The organism is Leptospira interrogans (assembly GCF_900156205.1).
In the GTDB taxonomy this organism is placed as follows: domain Bacteria; phylum Spirochaetota; class Leptospiria; order Leptospirales; family Leptospiraceae; genus Leptospira; species Leptospira interrogans.
In genome coordinates, this window is sequence record NZ_FTNA01000037.1 from 1 (window position 1) to 20,137 (window position 20,137).

Here is a 20,137-nt window from a genome sequence, read left to right on the forward strand (position 1 = left end):
GTCTGCAACTCGACTCCATGAAGTCGGAATCGCTAGTAATCGCGGATCAGCATGCCGCGGTGAATACGTTCCCGGACCTTGTACACACCGCCCGTCACACCACCTGAGTGGGGAGCACCCGAAGTGGTCTTTGCCAACCGCAAGGAAGCAGACTACTAAGGTGAAACTCGTGAAGGGGGTGAAGTCGTAACAAGGTAGCCGTATCGGAAGGTGCGGCTGGATCACCTCCTTTTTAAGGAGAATCAAAGGCTCTTAGGAGCCACGACAAAAACTCGGGGCTTTCGTAAAGGAAGTCCCGAGGGTGTAAGTCACGCTACTTTTTCTGTTTTCAATATTCATCCCTTCTGAATAATAAGCCCGCTTTTAGTGCGGGCTTATTTGTTTCTGGACGAAGTTACTACCATATATTTCTTTTCATTGATTTTGTTTTTTACGGTAAATAGTGTGAATCGATATATGGAATTTAAGATTCATTCTTTTTAAAAAATTGGAATCTGAACTTTACTGATTGATTTCTTAAATGTGGGAACTACCACAATTGATAAGATAAAAGCTTATAACAATTGAATCTATCATATTCAACTGCGGGAACTATTACAAAACTTAGATTTGTTAAAATGTGTGTGGGGACCTGGACTACTACAAATCACGATTTTATAAACAATTTCTGAAATTGTAGGAACTACTACTTTTAGAAAATTTTTTCTCAACCAAACTCGCGTTAAAATAGGATTTAAATTTTGATCATGGTCACAAAACAGCGGTTTTGTGCAGAAATCTGATTGGGTGATGAATTCTTTTTGTATTTCCTACAATTTTCAAAGTTTAACTGGGTAAATCCATGATTTGTGAGAGTTCCCACATCTATTTTTTTACGAAAAAATTGATCTAGGATAAACGGGTTTCTTACTTCGAATTTGCGTTAACTACTTTTCCGGACTTAAATCGTCGAAAACTGTGAAGGCCTTTGGTTGTAGAAAGATATTCAATTTTCGACAATATGTTGGCTCTTCTTCGGTATTTTTAAACCAATTCTCACTAGGAAAAAGACATATTAAAAATGAAAGATTGGTTTTGTGAAAATATAGAAGGATTCTTACAAATTATATCTATTTCGGAATTTATGGTTTTTTTGAGAGAATCTTACATTGTGGACGGAACTCCGCCGCAAATGAAAGGGGAGTTTATTTTTAGATTCTCACTGAAATTCACTTGATTGTGGCTTTCTAAGGATAAAACTTTCTTTTGCAGCCAGATGAAACGTGCTTATACTCATCCGATTTCGTCAGTAAACTTTCAAGATTATGAACTCCTGGCTAAACTCGCCTGGGAAGAAGATTGCCCTGAGGAAGATATCACTTCTGTTTCTCTTTTTTCTATCGACCAAAATGCTACCGCTAATCTGAATTCGAGAGAACCTGGAATTCTATGCGGAACTGGTGTATTAGAAGTTTTGAATACACTTTCGGGAAATAAAATTCGGTCGGAACTTTTTAAAAAGGATTCGGAAAGTTTTCAGGCGGGGGAAACACTTTTAAAGATAGAAGGAAGTCTCGTTCAAATTCTAAGGATAGAAAGGATTTTACTAAATTTTATTCAGTATCTTTCTGGAATTTCGACTACCACTGGAGAAGTAGTTAAAAAGTACGGACAAAAAGGTTTGATGATCTTGGATACCCGTAAGACACTTCCCGGTTATCGCAAACTTGCTAAGTATGCTGTCTATTGTGGAGGTGGAAGTAATCATAGACTGAATCTTTCCGAAATGGCTATGATCAAAGACAATCATCTTGCGATGTATTCTTCCGCTCGCGAGCCTGTCGAAAAAATCAAATTAAGTTTTCCTAATAAACTGGTCGAAGTGGAAATTGATTCTATTTTACAACTTGAAGACGCCATAAGTTCTGGGGCAGAGGTTATTCTTTTAGATAATTTTTCTCTGGAAGATTCTAAAACAGCGTATTCCATTTTGAAACAAAAGGCGCCTAACGTTCTAATAGAATTTTCTGGTGGAATTACTCCTGAAAAACTAGAAGCCCTTTCTGAATTTTCTGGAGCCGGAGTTAGTATGGGTTATCTTACACATACGACCCGTTTTTTGGACTTGGGTTTGGATATTGAACGGCACTAAAATTATGGGATTTGTAAAAGCTCCTGTTACCAAAGATATACTTCTCGAAGGAGTTTGCCAAAAACTTGGAGATCACGCGTATGAATCCGTTCAAAAGGCGTATGACGTTTCGGAACGAGCGCATCAAGGTCAGTTTCGTCTTTCAGGAGAACCTTACATAGTTCATCCTCTTCAAGTGGGATTTATTCTTTACGAGTTAGGTCTTGACGAAAAGGTAATCTGCGCCGGTCTTCTTCATGACGTCATTGAAGATACGGAATATTCTAGAGAGGATATGATTCGAGACTTTGGAGAAGACATCACAGATCTAGTTGAAGGTGTCACTAAAATTTCCAAAATTAAAAGTCAGTCTAAAGAAACCGAAGCCGCGGAGAATATTCGAAAGATCATTGTTGCAACAATCAAAGATATCCGAGTCATTCTTATTAAACTCGCAGATAAAACTCATAACCTTCGAACTCTTTCCTTTCAACCACCGGAAAAACAAAGAAGAATCGCTCAAGAAACTCTTTCTTTATACGCGCCGATTGCGGGTCGTTTGGGGATTTACAAAATCAAATCCGAGTTGGAAGATCTTGCATTTCAGATTTTAAATCCAGATGAATATCAAGAAGTAAAGAAGAACATCAATTCTAAAAAATCGGAAAGAGAAGGTTTTATTGAAACTTTGAAGATCATCCTTCTCCAAAGACTTTCTGAAATTCAGATTGAAGCGGATGTGGACGGTAGGGCGAAACATTTTTATTCTATCTATCGTAAGATGAAACTCAAAGAAAAAACTTTTAACGAAATTTTTGACCTTAGGGCGATCCGTATTATTACGAATGAAGTAAAGGATTGTTATGGAGTATTAGGAATTGTGCATACTCTTTGGAATCCCGTTCCAGGTCGTTTTAAGGATTATATTGCAACTCCTAAAACGAACATGTATCAATCTCTTCATACGACTGTGATTGGACCTGATGGAAAACCTTTGGAAGTACAGATTCGTACAAGGGATATGAACGACATCGCAGAATACGGAATCGCAGCACATTGGATTTATAAGGAAGGTAAACCTTCAGCTTCGGAAAAAAATGTAAAAGTGAAGTGGTTGGAACTTCTCAGTTCCTGGCAGGATTCCGCTTTAGATCCAAAGGAATTTGTAGAAGAACTCAAATACGATCTTCACGAAGACGAAGTCTTCGTATTTACTCCAAAAGGTGAAATTCTTCAGCTTCCCAAGGGTGCTACCATTTTAGACTTCGCGTTTCGAATTCATACCGATGTAGGTTTAAAAGCGAAAGGCGGAAGAATCAACGGTCGAATGCTTCCTCTTCGTACTGAACTTCGTTCCGGAGATCAAATCGAAATCATTACCGATAAAAGAACAAAACCTTCTCCAATTTGGTTACGTATTGTTAGGACTCCCTCCGCTAGACAAAAATTAAGAAGTTATTTTAAGAAGTTAAGAGAAGAAAACAAAAAAGATCTTCAACAAGAAGCCGAGTTTGCAGCGGAGATTACGCTTAACGTTGATGTTTTAGAAGAACTAAAGAAGAAACCTTCTTCTAAACCGACTAAACAAATCGATCTGGCTGCTGGTAAAGTAATTGTTGCAGGTCTTCGTGGAATTCCTGTTAGACTTTCCGGTTGTTGTTCTCCTTTGCCAGGAGATGGTATTATTGGATTTGTGACTCGAGGTAGGGGGGTAAGCATTCATAAAAAAGGATGTGTTACCGCCAAACAACAGGAACAAGAAGAATCCATGCGAGTTATTACAGTCGAATGGGACTATGGTCAGAGTGAATCTATTCCTGTGCTTATCGAAGTAAAGTCAAAAGATAGACAAGGTATTTTTATGGAAATTGTAAAATCGATTTCTAATACACAAACCAACATTCGAGAATCTAAAGCAAGCACGGATCAAAGAGGAAACTTGGTCGCTAGTTTTGAAGTCGACGTAGAACATTTGGATCAACTCAAAGAGATTTTAAGTAATCTCAAACAAATTCCGGATGTATATCAAGCGCATAGAATTAAAAATTAAAAGAGGTAATTACTTGAAGAAAATATTATATTCTGTTTTTTGTATTTTGTTTTTTTGTCTTCTTCCCGTTAATTGTGGGGATAAAGAAGAAGTCGAGTCCGTTGTAGTTGAAACCCTTCCTTGGAAGGGAAATCCAGATTCTATCCCTTTGGCTCTAAGAACTCAAAATCCTATCGTTTCACCGGACGCTAAAAAAGGCGGGACGTTTCGTATTTACAGTAATCAATTTCCTAAATCCTTAAATTATTATTTGGATCAGTTTTCTACTACGGCTCACATATTTGGTCTGATGTTTGAGCCTCTTTTGGATTATCACCCAATTACTTTGGATCCAATTCCACACCTTGCTTCTTCTTGGAAAATTTCTCCAGATAAAAAGAAATTTACTTTTAAGATTGATGAAAACGCGTTTTGGTCGGACGGCAAACCGGTTACTGCGAATGACGTTTTATTTACCTACGAAACCTTGATGGATAAAAATAATAATACTGCGGTTTTTAGAATCGATCTTTCTCGTTTTGAAAAACCGGTTGTTTTAAACGAAAGGGAAATTGAATTTACTCAAAAAGAAATTCACTGGTCTAACTTCAACACAGTCGCAAATTCTTTGTATATTCTTCCTGCTCATTATTATAAAGATAGAAATTTCGATAAGGAGAATTTTGATTTTCCGATCGTATCAGGTCCTTATTCCATGCTTTCTGCTAAAAAAGGCCGTTATGTGAAGATGAGAAGAAGGGGTGATTATTGGATGAGAGCTTATCCTTTTTATAAAGGAACGGATAATTTTGACACCATTCTATTCAAAGTTTATAATGAAGAGCCAATCGCCTTTCAAGCATTCAAAAAAGGTGATATAGATATTTATCCAACTTATACTGCTTCTTTTTGGGTAAAAGAAGCAGTGGGCGAAAAGTTTGACGAGAATTATATCCTCAAACAAAAGATTTATAATTCCAAACCGATCGGTTTTCAAGGTTTGGTTTTTAATATAAGAAGAGGAATTTTTTCGGATGTTAGAGTCCGAAAGGCATTTGCTCATTTAGTGGATCGGAAACTTCTCGTCGAAAAATTGGCTTATAACGAATACGAACTGACAAACTCATTTTATCAGGATCTATGGCCTACAAATTTTTCTCCTAATCCTCCGATCGATTTTGACGTAAAGAAGGCAAGAGAATTACTTTCGGAAGCGGGATGGAAAACGAACTCGAAAGGTATTTTAGAAAAAGATGGAAAAGAATTTAGATTCACTATTTTAGAAAGGGATAAGAAGTCTGAGAAATATCTGACTCCTATTCAAGAAAGGGCTAAGGAAGTTGGGATTATAATCAATTTAGAATCCACGGATCTTGCAGAGTGGAGTTCTAGAATGGATAAATATGACTTTGATATGACTTGGGCTGCTTGGGGTGGAGGTGTTTTTAAAGATCCAGAAGCTATGTGGTATTCTAAATACGCGGATGAAAAAGGACAACCGAATCTTTCTGGTTTTAAAAACTCAGAAGTAGACAAGTTGATTGAACAACAAAGGGCTGAATTTAGTGTTCCAAAGAGAAATGAGATTCTTAAAAAGATAGATAAGATATTAACCGCAGAAGTTCCATATGTACTTTTATGGAATACGAGTGCGACTAGAATTATGTATTGGAATCGTTTTCAATTTCCTAAAAATCCTCTTGGAAAATACGGAAGTGAAAAAGAAGCTTCTTCTCTTTGGTGGCTGGATGAAGAACGATCTTCTAAATTAAACGACTCTATTTTAAAAAAGGAAAAGTTACCTTCGGTTCCGGATAAAGTTTACTTTCAATAGATTCAAATTTATGAATAAACGGAATCGACTTGGAGAATTAAGTGGTGTTATACGGGATTTTTTAATTTCTCCTAAGATTCCAAACTTTATCGAACTTTTAGAAAAAGGGCTCGATAAAGAACTGTTTTACGATCCGGAAAAAACAAAACCGGAAATCCCAATCGAGGATCTTCCGGTTGATTATAGACTTCGTGAATCCGGTTTAGTTAGAAAAACATACGAGAAACTTTTTCCGGTTTCTCATCTGTTTCGCATAACGCATAGATATGAAAGGGAATATTTAGACAACTTTATGCCTCTTTCCGGCGAAAAATATATAGGAAGAGGTTCTTATAAGTTCGTATATGCGCTTCCTTGGAATCAGGTGGTGAAAGTAGGAAAATCTAAATTACCTTCGGATCCTATTTTTGGTTCTTTGTATAAACACGTAAAAAAAAACTTGGATCGTTATCTGAAAGCGGAGGAAATCCAACTGATGGATTTTTTAAAATCCAAGGTTTGGACTCGATCTGCTAAGGAGAATATCCATTTTAAATTTTCCCGTTTGGGTTTGGAAAGGTTACATTATTGGAAATTAAAATCTTTGATACCAGATCTAGTTTTGCCTACTCGATATTTTATGGGGCTTAGATTTAGAAGAACTCCGGTCGGTATTCCGATTTTAACTCTTACTCCTTGTGATAATCAGAATTTACTTCCCGGAAAACATCTAAAAGAATTTATTCGATTGAATGAAAAGATACGTCAAAATCCGTTGCAAGACGCTTTTTTTCCTAAATGGAAACTTAACTTTGACACTCATAAGTTCGGGGTGATTAGTCGTTCCAAGTTGAAAAAGATCGCATTAGATTTTCATCGTGTGATCGAAGTGACTAAACATTTGGCCGATGAGGAAAAATTGATCTTCGACATACATTCCGAAAACATAATCATTACGTTTCCAGACTTTTCTCTGAAGATTTTCGACTATCACGTGTTTGACGAACATCTCTACGAACCGAGTAAGGAAAATCCTTCGCCCGAAATCGATCATATCAACACAATCCGCGAATTTGTCCGTTCTTTTGAATTGGGCTGAAAAATTTTGGATTATCGGTCTACCGTCACTTTTTATGACTTTTCGGAAAGATTTGCAAAGTGTGCGAATTCGAAGGACGTGTAGAACTTTATAAATTGTTTTGCAGGGGAAGCGTCCCCCTGAGCGGAGCCAAGGTCTCCGCTCACCCCCTCTCCGGGAAATTTTTTCGGGTAATTCCCGGACCCAAATTTTATGAAATACAATAAAATAAGAATATTCTAATTATTAAATTTGTATATTATGTTTTTTATGAATTCAGAATAGCAGTAGATCTGCATTTCTAGGAAACATTGATTAGAGTTGTAAAAAACCATCCGTTTGTGTTGTATTGAAATGGACGATTGAAGCAGTTTTGTTAATTGCACTATGGAATTTTTCAAAAACTTTATTACAATTCTATGCTTTTTCATAGAATGCAAAAAAATAATTGATGGAAGGTATATTATTAAAAATAGATAAAGCAAAATGAGTTTCTACGTTTTGAATGGAAAAATCGGTTGCCTAAAGATGTATCTATCTTTTGAAATCTGAAGTGTTTCAGTTCGTGTTTTTAAAAAGGATCGAAATCAATTCAGAGTATGTTTTAACGTTACACAAAAAACAAATTTCAATTCCTTTTTCTACTGATCTTGTTTTTCTTTTTACAGAATACACTTCTGTGAAAGAATGGATAGGAATTCAAAAAGGAACTTACAGAAATGATCGATCGATATTCCAATCCTGAAATTTCCAAAATCTGGGAATTAGAAAACAAGTTCGAAATTTGGAAAGAAATAGAAATACTTGCCTGCGAAATCAGAATGAAACGAGGCGAAGTTCCACAAGAAGATTTTCAAGAAATCAAATCGAAAGCTAAGTTTAATGTGGATGAAATCCTTGAAATTGAAAGCAAGGTTCATCACGACGTGATCGCGTTTTTGACAAATATGAATTCCTACATCGGGCCTGCGGGAAGGCACGTTCATTACGGTTTGACTTCTTCGGATATTGGGGACACGGCTCTTTGTGTGCAAATGGTTCAGGCAATGGATTTGATTCTAAAAAAAACGGACTCGCTGATCGAAGTGGTTCGGGAAAAGGCGATCCAGTATAAGAATCTTCCCTGTATCGGACGTTCTCATGGGATCCACGCCGAACCTATGACTCTGGGACTTAAGTTCGCATTATTTTTTGAAGAATTAAACCGAAATAGAAAAAGAATGGCCGAAGCAAGAAACGAAATTGCTGTTGGAAAACTTTCCGGAGCCGTCGGAACTTATTCTAACATCGATCCTGAAATCGAAACCTACGTATGTGAGAAGATGGGTTTGAGGGTGGATCCAATTGCAACTCAGGTTGTTTCTAGGGATCGTCATGCTTTTTATCTTTCTGTATTGGGAGTTACCGCTTCTTCTTTGGATCGTATGGCGACCGAGATCCGACTTTTACAAAAGACAGAAGGAAGAGAAGTAGAGGAGCCTTTTTCTGCGGGTCAAAAAGGGTCATCCGCAATGCCCCACAAAAGAAATCCTGTGATCTGCGAAAGAATCTCCGGGCTTTCCAGAGTGATTCGCGCAAATGTAAACGTGGGTTTACAAGACGTGGCTCTTTGGCACGAAAGGGATATTTCTCATTCTTCTGCGGAAAGGGTTGTACTTCCAGATTCTACTATTGCTTTAGAATATATCTTGGATAAGATGTTGTTCGTGATCAAAAATCTTCACGTTTATCCAGATGCGATCGAAAGAACGTTAGGCGTCACTCGTGGACTTGTATTTTCGCAAAAGGTTTTACTCGCTCTGATCGAAAAAGGTAAAATTATAAGAGAAGAAGCGTATTTGATCGTTCAAGAACACGCTATGGCGGTTTGGGCCAGCCAGTCAGAAACTTTGAAATCTAGATTGGAAAAAGACGATCGGGTCAGTAAAGTTTTGACTCAAAAAGACTTAGACGACATTTTTAAAATAGAACCTTATTTGGAAAAAGTAGGATTGATCTATAAAAGATTGGGTCTTGAATAAATGAAAATTGGAATTTTCGGTTTAGGATATACCGGAGTTCGGATTGCGGATCTTTTAAAATCTCAAACGGGGATAGAACTAAATACATTTTCGGCTAACACTCAAATTAAAGGAACTTTAATATTCGATTTTTCAAATGCTGTTGTTTTGAAACAATTTTCTGAAAAGTTTTCGAAAAATAGTTTTGATTTAAGTTTGGTGACTTTTCCGGTCCAAAAACTTTCTGATCCAACCGCCTTTTTGGACGTTTTGTTTTCTGTGAGTAAAAATTCGATTCTTTTGGGAACTACTAGCATTTATAAAAGGATTCCTGACATTATAGAATCTACACCTATTCTCAAAGATCATGATCGTTTTGTGGTGGAGACAGATTGGCTTAGAAGGGGTGGAAAAATTCTGAGACTTTGTGGTATTTATGGACCTCTTCGTAATCCAGCGGATTGGATTAGAAAAGGACTCGTGAAAAAAAATTCCAGACAACTCAATCTGATTCACGGGGACGACGTGGCTCTTACGATTTCTCTTTTAATTCAAAAGATTCAAACGGCTGGATGGGATATGATTCCAAATGTTCTCAATCTTTCGGACAATCAATGGCATACTTGGAAAGAAATTTTTTCCTTTTTAGAAGAACATAATAAAATTTCGGAAACGTCTATTGAGGAATCGATCAAAGAAGATTGTTTTATAGACAGTGAAAAAATTCGAATTTTACTTCCTGATTTACAAACCAAAGATTTTTGGATAGAGTTGGAAAATTTGGAAGGAATCATTGATCAGTGAAATTAAGAATTCGGTTTTTATTTAAAGATTTCAGTTTGAATTAAGATTGTAATGTAGAATGAGTAGAATAGTAAGAGTGGTTTTGTCGCTTATCATTTCTATGTTTTTAATTTAGAACGAGCGAAGCGAAGTCTGAATAGCCAGCGTAAAAAATATAATTTGCAATAGTTCCCACAGATTAAGTCGCGTTACGAATTTTCAAATAGTTGTTTTTGTTATAATAGTTCCCGCGTTTTTAAAGTTTTACAATAAAATAGTAGTTCCCACATTTTATTTTTTACGGAAAAATCAAATTTTATAAAACAATCGGCTTACGTGAAGAATGATGTCGTTTATTTTTACGAAAATGTAGAAGTTGATCTATTTTAATATGAGTTCGGTCATAGTTCATTTTTATGAGAAAGTTGAACCTGAACTTTGTAGATTATTCTTAAAATGTGGGAACTACTGCAAATTATGATTTTACGAATCGATTCTAAAATTGTAGGAACTCATACTTTTAGAGAATTCCTTCTCATTTTCTTACGATAAATTTTTATTATTTTAACGTGAGTTTGTGGAGAATATTTGGGCGAATCGCTCGCAAATATTATAGTATACAATGGCTCGCGACCGCGCTTGAACTCAATGTTACTCCTTGCTGTCGCAACATAATGCTGCAATTCCTTCGGAATTTTCGCTACAATCGCATTCGTATACCGAACTCACGTTATTTTAGAATAGATTAATTTTTTAATGTTCTCTTGTCTTGAATAACCAATGCAAAAGTAATACGCAGTATTACTTGGAGCGAACTATTTATCCCTATCAAATTGAGAACTCAATGTTTATCCCAAAGTTTGGTAAGTTTGATAGAATCCGAAGCGAAAACGGTTGAAGAGTAGGATAACTTAGAAAAATGCTCTCTACCATAATTAACCCCACAAGCTAGGTTTGGAAAGTGTTTATATATTAGAAAAACATATTTTTTACAAGTAAAAAATTCATTCTTCTTTGAATACTTGAAAAATCTGCGTTTTTACTACTCGGATGCATGAAAATAATACCAAGTTATTAACGGCCTAATTTATGAAAAACTAGGGGTATTTAAAAATGCCGCAAATTCGGGATTTACGGCATTTTAAAGCAAGACTAATATATTCAAATTTTTGAAACAATCTAACACAAGTATTCTATTCATACGTTCGAGTAGTAATTCCACAACGCGACCTACAGAGCGATGCATTGAGTTGAGAAAAGCGTTGTGTTTTCCCTATTTTTTGGTGGGGTGGTAAGGTTCGGAAAATTTTTCTCTATCAGAAAAACATACTTTTTGCAAGTAAAAAGATTCATTCTTGTCGGAACGCTTGAAAAATATGTCTTTTTGAGTCTTCTGATTCTAAAATCCTATTCAACTTGTGTGGTTGGTTATGGCTCTCGACAGATTACGTTCTAAATTAAAAATGTAGTATCATATTACGTTTATTTCATGCAATTTATTGACTGGGGTGAAAAGTGCGGTCCGGTGTCGCCCTGATTTTCTTTTTCTAAAATTAGAATTGTTAAAAAATTAATTTTCCATTGATTTCTATTTCATGGAAACGGTCGATTGAGGCGTTTTGTTAATTGTTGCTATGGAATTTTTCAACAACTCTATTGTATGATTGAAGTGTAAATTATTGGTTTGGGTACTTTATTGTGTAGTTATGAATAAAATACTACCTATCTAGAGCGTTTGCTGAGTTCAAGCAACAACATTGAGTTTAAATTCCGAAGAAATTGGAGTATTGTGTTTTTGATTCGCTAAGAGTTTTTTCACGAATTCACATTCAATTTTGACGATTAGAGTTGTTGAAAGATCAATTCTCCATTTGTTTTCGTTGTATTACTTATAACTATATAATAAAGTACCTAATATTTTGTATGGAACTAGCGTTTTGTGATAAATTTAACGGTACTCAATTTTATAAAGATTAGTAAAACGGACAATTGAAACAGTTTTGTCAATTTCCGTTATGAATTTTTCAACAACTCTATTTTTTGGAATCGTTACAGAGTTTAAAAAAATGCAAAACTTAATACATCGAGAATATTAAAAAGATCGTCCAGTCACAAAAAAAATCAGAACAATTTTAAAATAAGCAAGCTTTCATTGAAGTTTCAGGTCATAATCAAATTTATAATCGTGGGTTTTCTTGCAAATATTTGAAGGTGGAGAATGGAAGAATTATTTTCTAAGTTAGGTTATTCCGGTCTTTTTGGAATTATTTGGACAAGTTTTCTGATACGGTATTTACTCTTTTCAGGAATTTCATTTTGGGTCGTTTGGATTTTGTTTGAAAAAAAATTTTTCCATAAACTCATTCAGGGTAAAAAACCTGCAAAGGAAAATATCATTCATGAAGTTAAGTATTCTTTTGTTACTTTCTTTATATTTGCTTTGTCTGGAGTTTTTGTAGTTTGGGCAAAACGAAACGGATACAATCAGATTTACGAAAACGTAGAAGATTATGGAATTCTATATCTGATTTTCAGCTTGTTGGCTCTGATTTTTTTACACGACTTTTATTTTTATTGGACGCATCGGATGATGCATCATAAATTTTTGTTCAAACATGTTCATCTCGCACATCATAAGTCTATAAATCCTTCTCCTTGGGCGGCGTTTTCTTTTCATCCGTTGGAAGCGATTATAGAAGCTGGAATTGTTCCTATCGTATCGTTTGTTCTTCCTCTTCATCCTGGTGTAATGATTGTATTTTTCGTTTATATGACCTCGTTGAATGTACTCGGGCATCTTTCTTATGAATTTTTTCCTTCCTGGTTTTTAAGAAATAAGTTTACAAATTGGCATAACACTACTACGCACCACAATATGCATCATAAATACTTTAACTGTAATTATTCTCTCTATTTCAACTTTTGGGATAAGATTATGAGAACCAATCACGAAAAATATAAAGAAAAGTTTGAAGAAGTCTCTTCTAGATCGCCTAACAAGGATTATATATTAGAAAAATCAAAAATTCTTACTTAGAAGAATTAAATTTTCTAAGTAAGAACTGAGCCCGTTTCTAAAATTGTGAATCGAATACGTTATTCTTTTTCTGTTTTGGTTTTTCCTTTGGTTCTTTTGTGTTCTCGCTCATCTCTTGCGCTTCAAATTGATCCTTGGGTTTAGGTCGGTCTGGTACAGGAGAACTGTTTGGTTTTACCGCTTCTTTTCCGTCTTGATTTTCTTTCGGAATTGTTTTGACCACTTCGTTCTTTTTCTCTTCTTCCTTTGCCAATGGACAATATACTTCCACAGTTCTTGAAGTATAAAACGGTCCCGCAAAAAAATGGATCATAGTATCTGGGATTGTGCGAACCATCTTCACTTCTCCAGGGTTATCCTGACATGAAGCTTCTTCGCTATCTGATAAGGAATAGATTCCGAAAAAAGTATTTGATTGTTTATTTCTTTTTTCAGGTGGTGGAGGTGCATAGATAGAAGACAATGGTTTAGAATTTTCCTTATGAATGATCACAGTAGAATGGCAATTCATAAAAAAACAGATCGTAAAACTGAAACCTAAAATTTTGATTAAGGATAACATTCTACCTCCAAGGTCTGAGGAGAATAGATTGTAAGTGTCAATTGTTCCCAGACCGCGTCCCAAAAAGAAGTAAACTGATGCGCAGATCTTGGCCCTTCCGGGCAATATTTGCTTATTTCCACTATCTGTTCTTTAGGCAGTAGTCCAAAAAAATAATAGTTCTGGCGAATTGTATGTATTTTGCCGGGCATTTCTCTTTTGGTCCTTTTCTCCTCCATTATACGTTTACATTCGTTTGAATATTGATTTATCTGACAAACCTCCGGGATCGTTTGTGGAAACCGAACCCAAGCATGTCTACATTCCGCTAAAAGGATAACGGAAATAATAAATATCAGTATTTTATAATTTTTTATATTTATAATATTAACCATTTCAAATTCTCCTTAGTTTTGTTGGCGATACGTCCGAACTGGAACGTTACTTTTTCCTACGCTTACGTAAATATAATTGATACTTCCAGAAGGTACGGATACCGCAGAGTAAATTTGTTGTACGTTAGTTGAATCTGTTAGACCGTTGCCCGCGATTTGACTCCAAGATGCAGAGGATGATCCTGGGTTGGCTACATTGGTTCTATAAATTCTGATTCCGTTTGGATTATCGTATCCTATGTAAAGATAGGATCCGTTTTTCATCACCATGGTGATCGTTCGGTTTGTAGAATCTCCCATGTTTGTGATTCCGGTTCCGTCGTCTCCCACCACGGACCAATCCGCTGCGTCACATTCACTTGTGTTTCCTGAAATAGTTGGATCACATTTCCAAAGTTGTGCTCTTCGATTTGTAGTCGTTCCGTCAGTACATCCCGCTACCGTTCCTGGACTGGTTCTGATTCCAGTTGCCTGAGAACTTTGAACACAAATGGTTCTAGTTACATAAAGGTTATTGTTGAATTCAGCAAATTGTGCAAACGCCTTATCTCCCGGAATCAGATTATAAAATTGATTTAATTCCAGAGAGAACCAGTTGTTTGTGGGACTATTATGCCATTTTGTATTGGTTCTAGGTCCAATTTCTACCCAATTAGAACAAGAATCTGGTCCGGTACAAGCCGCAGTTGGATCTGTAGTTGTAGAACGTATTATGGAACCGTTATGTCCTACTGAGTGTAATCCTCCATTTGCAGCGTAGATACGGTTTTTAAATACGAACATGGAATCTACTCCGATATAATACGCCCAGTTTGGATGTGCATTATTATTAATTCCTAATAAACCAGTAGACGGTCCTCCGAAGTAAGGAAGGAAGTCGATTCGAATTCTTTTTCCTTTGGTTCCATCGAACGCGTCACAATTAGAACCCGGAGTACAAAATCCAGTTCCTGAATCCGCAGAGTTAAACGTTACAAATCCGAAATCGGGTGCGTTGAGTCCTCCGAATAATCCGATTCCGTCGTTGCTTGATTTTGCAAAACCTGCAAACACTCTATTGTTAAGCACAGTTAGAGAAGAAGTTCCTGCGGTTAAAGTTCCAGTGATCGATCCTAGATCTATATATTTGTAACTCATATTAGAAGAGGGGTCTGCGGAGTAATACAGATAATCGAATAAGTATTGTCCCAGTCCGTCCGCTATGGTTTTTGCACCTGCAACAAATAGATAGGAAGCGCTGGAAAGAATTCCAGTTGCAAACACACCTCTTCCGTTTTCGTTATCCGGACCACATCCTAAAGAAAGAGTTCCATTATTTGTAGTACATCCGGAATGTCCTAGTGTCACATAAGGCGGAACTGAGATCGAATTTTCTCTAGAAGAAGCTAAGTTAGAACTTACGTTAGTCGCATCACCATCTTGAACGGTTGTATCTTTTTCAAAGGAGAATTGAACTGATTCTGGAATACTTCCGTCGTAGGCGAATCGGAGTGCTCCGTTTCCGGAATTATTTGGTCCTGAGTAGATCTTAGAGTTAAAATCGATTAAATAACCAAACGTGGATGAGTTTGGATCTATAGAAATTGGTCCGTCTGCAAAGTTGACCGGAGAAGTTCCACATCCTAAAAAGGAAGCTCTATCTCTTGGAGAAGATTGAAGATTCTCCGTATCTAAAGAATTTCGGATTGATCCCCAACTTGAGTTGTCAAATCCGTCTCCGTCTACGGAGTCTGCGGTGATGATCGTATATTGTGCTCCGGTTTGTACTAAATTATGTACTACGCATACTTTTGCAGAGTCCGCAGTCGCTCCGTTACAAACGATTCCATCTAACACCTTCACGCTGTTAATCGTTCCCAGATCGCTTGCTCCGGAAATTTTATAACGGTTAGAACATTCTGTAGAACCGGTACATTCTGCGGATCCGGTGATATTATTTCCAGATTTAGGAGCCTTAGAGAAGTTCAAAATCACAGAATTGGAATTTGCACAAGAAGCAGATACAATCTTGATTTGTTCTTGTCCTAAAAAGTCTCCATAGTTTGCACAACCCAAATTGTTTGGAGTTGTAGAAAGATCTTGTACTCCCAATTTATTCACTAAAATCGTATAAGGTGCGTTAGATGTTTGTGAAGAACCTAGAGTTAAAACGAACACAGATCCGCTTCCACTTACTGAGGAAACAGTAATCACAGAAGAGGTAGAAGTAAAATTACTGTTATCTGAACAACTTCCAGTTACAGAAGATGTAAGAGCCAGTTTGTAATTGGCCGCGATTTTTGCCTGTATTTCGTTTACGTTTTCGGAATACGTAATTCTTACAGTAGTAGGAGTCAAAGCGACTACGTTTGTGACCGTAGGCGGGATCGTATCTAAAAAGATTACCGTCAAAGAGGTGTTTCCACTGATACTTCCCAAAGTCGCTGTGAGCGTCACGGCACCTGCAGCAATTCCTGTAGCCCTGCCTTCTATTCCAAAAGAGTTGCTGATTGTTCCCAAGGTTGTATCGGAAGAGGTCCAAGTAACTTGAGTTGTAAGATCCTGCATTGTTCCATCAGAATATGTTCCTGTAGCCGTAAAATTTTTAGTTTGTGTCATATAAACAAAGCTATTGGTAGGACCTACTGAAAGTGAAACCAATACGGCGGCTGTAACCGTTAAACTCGTAGAATTGGAAATCCCCCCAAGAGTGGCGGTAATTGTGGAGGTACCTGTGCCTACAGTTGTAGCGAAACCTTCGTGACCACTTGCGTTACTGATGGTAGCAACCGAAACACTGGAAGAAGTCCAAGTAACTTGAGAAGTAACGTCTAACGTGCTAAAATCTGAATATACTCCGATCGCGGTGTATACCTTGGTGTTTCCTTTGGATACGCTAATGTCTGCTGGAGAGATTTGGATTGAATTCAGAACCGCAGACGTAACGGTTACATTTGTGTTTGGACTAGATGTTCCTCCTAACGATGCGGAGATATTCGTAGAACCAGTATCAACTGCGGCCATTCTTCCTTGAGTTCCGTTTGCATTGCTGATAGTAGAGACTGAAGCATTGGAAGAATTCCAAGTGACTTGGGTAGTCAAATTCCTAGACGAACCATCCGTATAATAACCTGTCGCTACGAAGTCTTGATTTAACCCTTTTGCGATGTTGAAAGAAGAGGTGGGAGCGATTGTGATGTTTGTTAAGGTTGCGTTTGTAATCGTTAGTACACTTGGGTCGGAAGTAACGGCACCCAGGCTCGCGCTGATATTTGTAGATCCGGTTTGAAGAGTGGTTGCTTTACCGTTGGTTCCGGAAGCGTTGCTGATTGTGGCAACTGCAGGATTAGAAGAAGCCCAAGTAACGGAGTCGGTCAGATTTTGATTGCTACCATCCGAATAAACTCCGGTTGCAGTAAAGTTTTGAGTCAGACCGTTGGCAACACTCGGATGTGTTGGATCGATTTGAATACTGGTTAAACTTGGAGCGATTACTGTAAGATCGGCGTATCCGCTTACACCTCCTAACGTTGCAGTGATTCTTGAAGTTCCAGTAGTACTGTTTCCGTTTGCAGGAGAATTCATCAGTTTCTTTTTAGGACCGGTTTCTAAAACTCCTAGTTGAATCACGTTTGTTTGTGAACTATCCCAAACAACTTGGTCACTAATGTTCAAGTTGCTTCCATCTGAAAAAACACCTGTTGCTATTGCTCTTGTAAAAGTTCCTTTTGCAATGGGAGAATCTTCCAGAGTTACTTGAATTGAGTCTAAAACTGCAGCATTTACAGTAAAACTGATTGTTGAAGAAACTCCGCCTAACGTAGAGCTGATTTGAGTATTACCTTGTGTAACACCTGTTGCCTGTCCCTGTCTACCCGAAGCATTGTCTACGGAAGCAATGGAAGAATCCGCACTTGTCCAAGCGACGGAGGTAGTCAAGTCTTGATTACTTCCATCAGAATAAGTTCCGGTTGCGGTAAGATTTAAACTTCTTCCTACTGCTATGGAAGGAATAGATGGAGTAATCGTGATCGAATTTAAAACAGCGTTTGTGACTGTAAGAGTGGTAGCGGAGGAAGTAACTGCGCCTAACGTTGCGGATATGTTCGTAGTTCCGGCGGAAGAACCCAAAGCGATTCCTTGGGTTCCATTTGCGTTGCTGATTGTAGCCCTATTCGTGTTGGAAGAATTCCAAGTTACTTGAGAAGTAAGGTTCTGATTACTTCCATCGGTATAAACTCCGGTTGCCGTAAAAGGAATAGTAAGGCCAGCAGCAACCGAAGGATTTGTGGGTGATACTTCGATGGAAACTAAGGTTGCTGCATTAACCGAGATGTCGGTATATGCGGAGATTGCTTCTAAAGTTGCGGTAATCCTTGCCGTACCTAAACCTCCGGAAGAAGGAGATTGTATTTCTCTTTTGGGGACTGCATTTAAATTAGAAATCTGTAATATTGAAGAATTAGAGCTGTTCCAAGCGACTTGATCGCTTATGTTTTGAGAAGAACCGTCTGAATAGACTCCGATTGCTTGTACAAACGTAGATGTACCTCGGGCGATCGAATGTGAATCGGAAACCACTTGAATCGATTCTAAAGTAGCGTTGGTAACATTTAAGGAAATTGTAATATCGATTCCTCCGATGGCAGCGGTGATATTTGTGCTACCGACCCCGACTCCAGAAATTCTTCCAGATAAACCGGCGGAGTTATCTGCGGTAGCTACACTTGTTAAAGAACTGGACCACGTTACTTGGCTCGTAATGTCAGAAACTGTACCATCTGAGAAAACCCCGGTGGCTGTAAGATATAATGTTCTTCCATTGGCTACGCTTGGATTTGCAGGAGTGATCGTAATACTAGTAAGAACTGCAGAGGTGACATTTACTTGTGTTTGCCCAGTAATTCCGCCTAACGTTGCTGTGATGTTCGCTGAACCGGTCGATTGAGTAGTAAGAAGGCCTTTGGAGGATGCAGAATTATCGATTGTCGCAACGGAAGTGTTTAGAGATGCCCAGGAAACCTGATTTGTTAAATCTTGAGTGGACTGATTGCTGTATGTTCCTATTGCTGTGTATTGTTGGACCTTACCAAGAGGATAACTTGAGTTTGCAGGAGTAACTGCAATTGAACTAAGAGTTGCTGCACTTACGGTTACATTTAAACTGGAAGTTTTGCTTCCATAGGAGCTAGTAATAGAAGTGCTGCCAGGAGAAAGCCCGGAAACTAAACCTGTTGTGTTTACACCTGCGATAGAAGATTGAGTTATGTTCCAAGACGCACTTGGATCGGAAGTTAAAACCTGAGTGCTACCGTCTGAAAAAATTCCTTCCAATTTACATTGACGATCGATTCCAACAGGTAATGGACTACCTTGATTTACACAAGTTACGGTTAAATCGGACAAAACAGCAGATGTGACGGTTAACGTTGTGGTTGCATTTTTTCCTTGAAAGGATACGTTTACATTTCCAGAACCTAGATTCATTCCTTTGAATTGAGATTGTGTTAATAGCTTGAGAATACTCGAATCCGTAGAGGACCAGGATCCTTCCGAGGAAACATCTCGATGAGTATTGTCTTTGTAGATGGCGGTGGCGTTTAGATGTAAAGTGGTACCTCGAGCAAAACTTGAATTTGGTACGGAAATTTCGATCCGATCTAACTCTGTCTCGGATGGTTCCGATTCAAGTGGGTTGTTTACTCCTAAAAAAAGCATCCAAAGTGAATTGTTTGCCCCACCTTTTTTACCTGCTAACAAACCCGGAGCGCCTGAAAAAATCGGCCAAGCCGCGCAACTTTCCAAAAAAAATAAATTGAATGTTAGAAAAAAAACAAAAGTAAACTGAAGAAAAGACCGCGTTTTTTTATCTCTGAGTTTGTTGATATGTTCAGTCATAGTCATAAACCTTTTTTAAAAGACTTAAAAATACGATATAAAGGGGATGTTAACTTTAAAGAATGGAAATTAAAACATAAACAATACTTTAACATCCTAAATAGCAAACTATCATAATATTGTTATAATAGTATGATTATTTGTTATGACTCAAAGAATATGTAAAAAATTTACAAAGTAAATAATTTTTTGACAAAAATTTTACAAAAATAATTCAACAGATAAAAATTGAACTCAAACGTTAAGTATTATGTAAGTATAAATAACGTACAAAGAGAAATTAAAATTTATTTAATCGCTTTAGTAAGAAAAAATATTAAGCGACTTAAAAATTTTAAGGACTTAAAGTCTATTTCAAAGTTTAAAGATTAGAATTGTTGAAAAATTAATTCCCCATTTGTTTCTATTTTATGGAAATGGGCAATTGAAGCAGTTTTGTTGATCGGAATTAGGGAATTTTTTAACAACTCTATT

At 37.2% G+C, this 20,137-nt stretch carries 11 protein-coding genes and 1 rRNA gene; 9 read left to right on the forward strand and 3 right to left on the reverse strand.

Going from position 1 to position 20,137, the window contains the following annotated elements; translation table 11 throughout:
• The 9 genes from BW942_RS19000 to BW942_RS19040 form a co-directional block, all read left to right on the forward strand.
• Nucleotides 1-232 (forward strand): 16S ribosomal RNA (locus BW942_RS19000); the annotation flags it as partial.
• 984 nt (nt 233-1,216) lie between these two features.
• Complete coding sequence (gene nadC / locus BW942_RS19005; RefSeq protein WP_000266735.1) at nt 1,217-2,131, forward strand: carboxylating nicotinate-nucleotide diphosphorylase; 915 nt, start codon at nt 1,217-1,219, stop codon at nt 2,129-2,131.
• 4 nt (nt 2,132-2,135) lie between these two features.
• The gene (locus BW942_RS19010) at nt 2,136-4,160 is read left to right on the forward strand and encodes a RelA/SpoT family protein (protein ID WP_000508128.1); all 2,025 of its coding nucleotides are present in this window, start codon (nt 2,136-2,138) and stop codon (nt 4,158-4,160) included.
• The gene (locus tag BW942_RS19015; RefSeq protein WP_000275609.1) at nt 4,129-5,973 is read left to right on the forward strand and encodes an extracellular solute-binding protein; all 1,845 of its coding nucleotides are present in this window, start codon (nt 4,129-4,131) and stop codon (nt 5,971-5,973) included. The genes BW942_RS19010 and BW942_RS19015 overlap by 32 nt, the downstream gene beginning before the upstream one ends.
• Before the next feature lie 10 nt (nt 5,974-5,983).
• Nucleotides 5,984-7,051, forward strand: coding sequence for a hypothetical protein (locus BW942_RS19020; RefSeq protein ID WP_001042626.1), 1,068 nt, complete (start codon nt 5,984-5,986; stop codon nt 7,049-7,051).
• A gap of 520 nt (nt 7,052-7,571) precedes the next feature.
• Complete coding sequence (locus BW942_RS19025; protein WP_000834407.1) at nt 7,572-7,775, forward strand: hypothetical protein; 204 nt, start codon at nt 7,572-7,574, stop codon at nt 7,773-7,775.
• Nucleotides 7,750-9,051 carry an adenylosuccinate lyase gene (gene purB, locus BW942_RS19030; RefSeq protein ID WP_000567237.1) on the forward strand — a complete coding sequence of 434 codons (1,302 nt, stop codon included), beginning with the start codon at nt 7,750-7,752 and terminating at the stop codon, nt 9,049-9,051. Before BW942_RS19025 ends, purB begins: the two co-directional genes overlap by 26 nt.
• A complete protein-coding gene (locus BW942_RS19035) occupies nt 9,052-9,834 on the forward strand; it encodes a Rossmann-fold NAD(P)-binding domain-containing protein (protein ID WP_000689751.1) in 783 nt (260 codons plus the stop codon).
• A 2,197-nt stretch (nt 9,835-12,031) separates the two neighbouring features.
• Entirely contained in the window at nt 12,032-12,850 is an 819-nt protein-coding gene (locus BW942_RS19040) for a sterol desaturase family protein (RefSeq protein ID WP_000391752.1), read from the forward strand.
• A gap of 37 nt (nt 12,851-12,887) precedes the next feature.
• On the opposite strand, the gene BW942_RS19045 is transcribed toward BW942_RS19040, so the two are convergent.
• The 3 genes from BW942_RS19045 to BW942_RS19055 are packed head-to-tail and all read right to left on the reverse strand — an operon-like array spanning nt 12,888 to nt 19,663.
• A complete protein-coding gene (locus BW942_RS19045) occupies nt 12,888-13,412 on the reverse strand; it encodes an LIC_10461 domain-containing protein (protein WP_000949755.1) in 525 nt (174 codons plus the stop codon).
• Entirely contained in the window at nt 13,400-13,786 is a 387-nt protein-coding gene (locus tag BW942_RS19050; protein ID WP_000247185.1) for a Bor/Iss family lipoprotein, read from the reverse strand. The genes BW942_RS19045 and BW942_RS19050 overlap by 13 nt, the downstream gene beginning before the upstream one ends.
• Before the next feature lie 12 nt (nt 13,787-13,798).
• Complete coding sequence (locus BW942_RS19055) at nt 13,799-19,663, reverse strand: beta strand repeat-containing protein (RefSeq protein ID WP_000134751.1); 5,865 nt, start codon at nt 19,661-19,663, stop codon at nt 13,799-13,801.
• Nucleotides 19,664-20,137 lie beyond the last annotated feature (474 nt).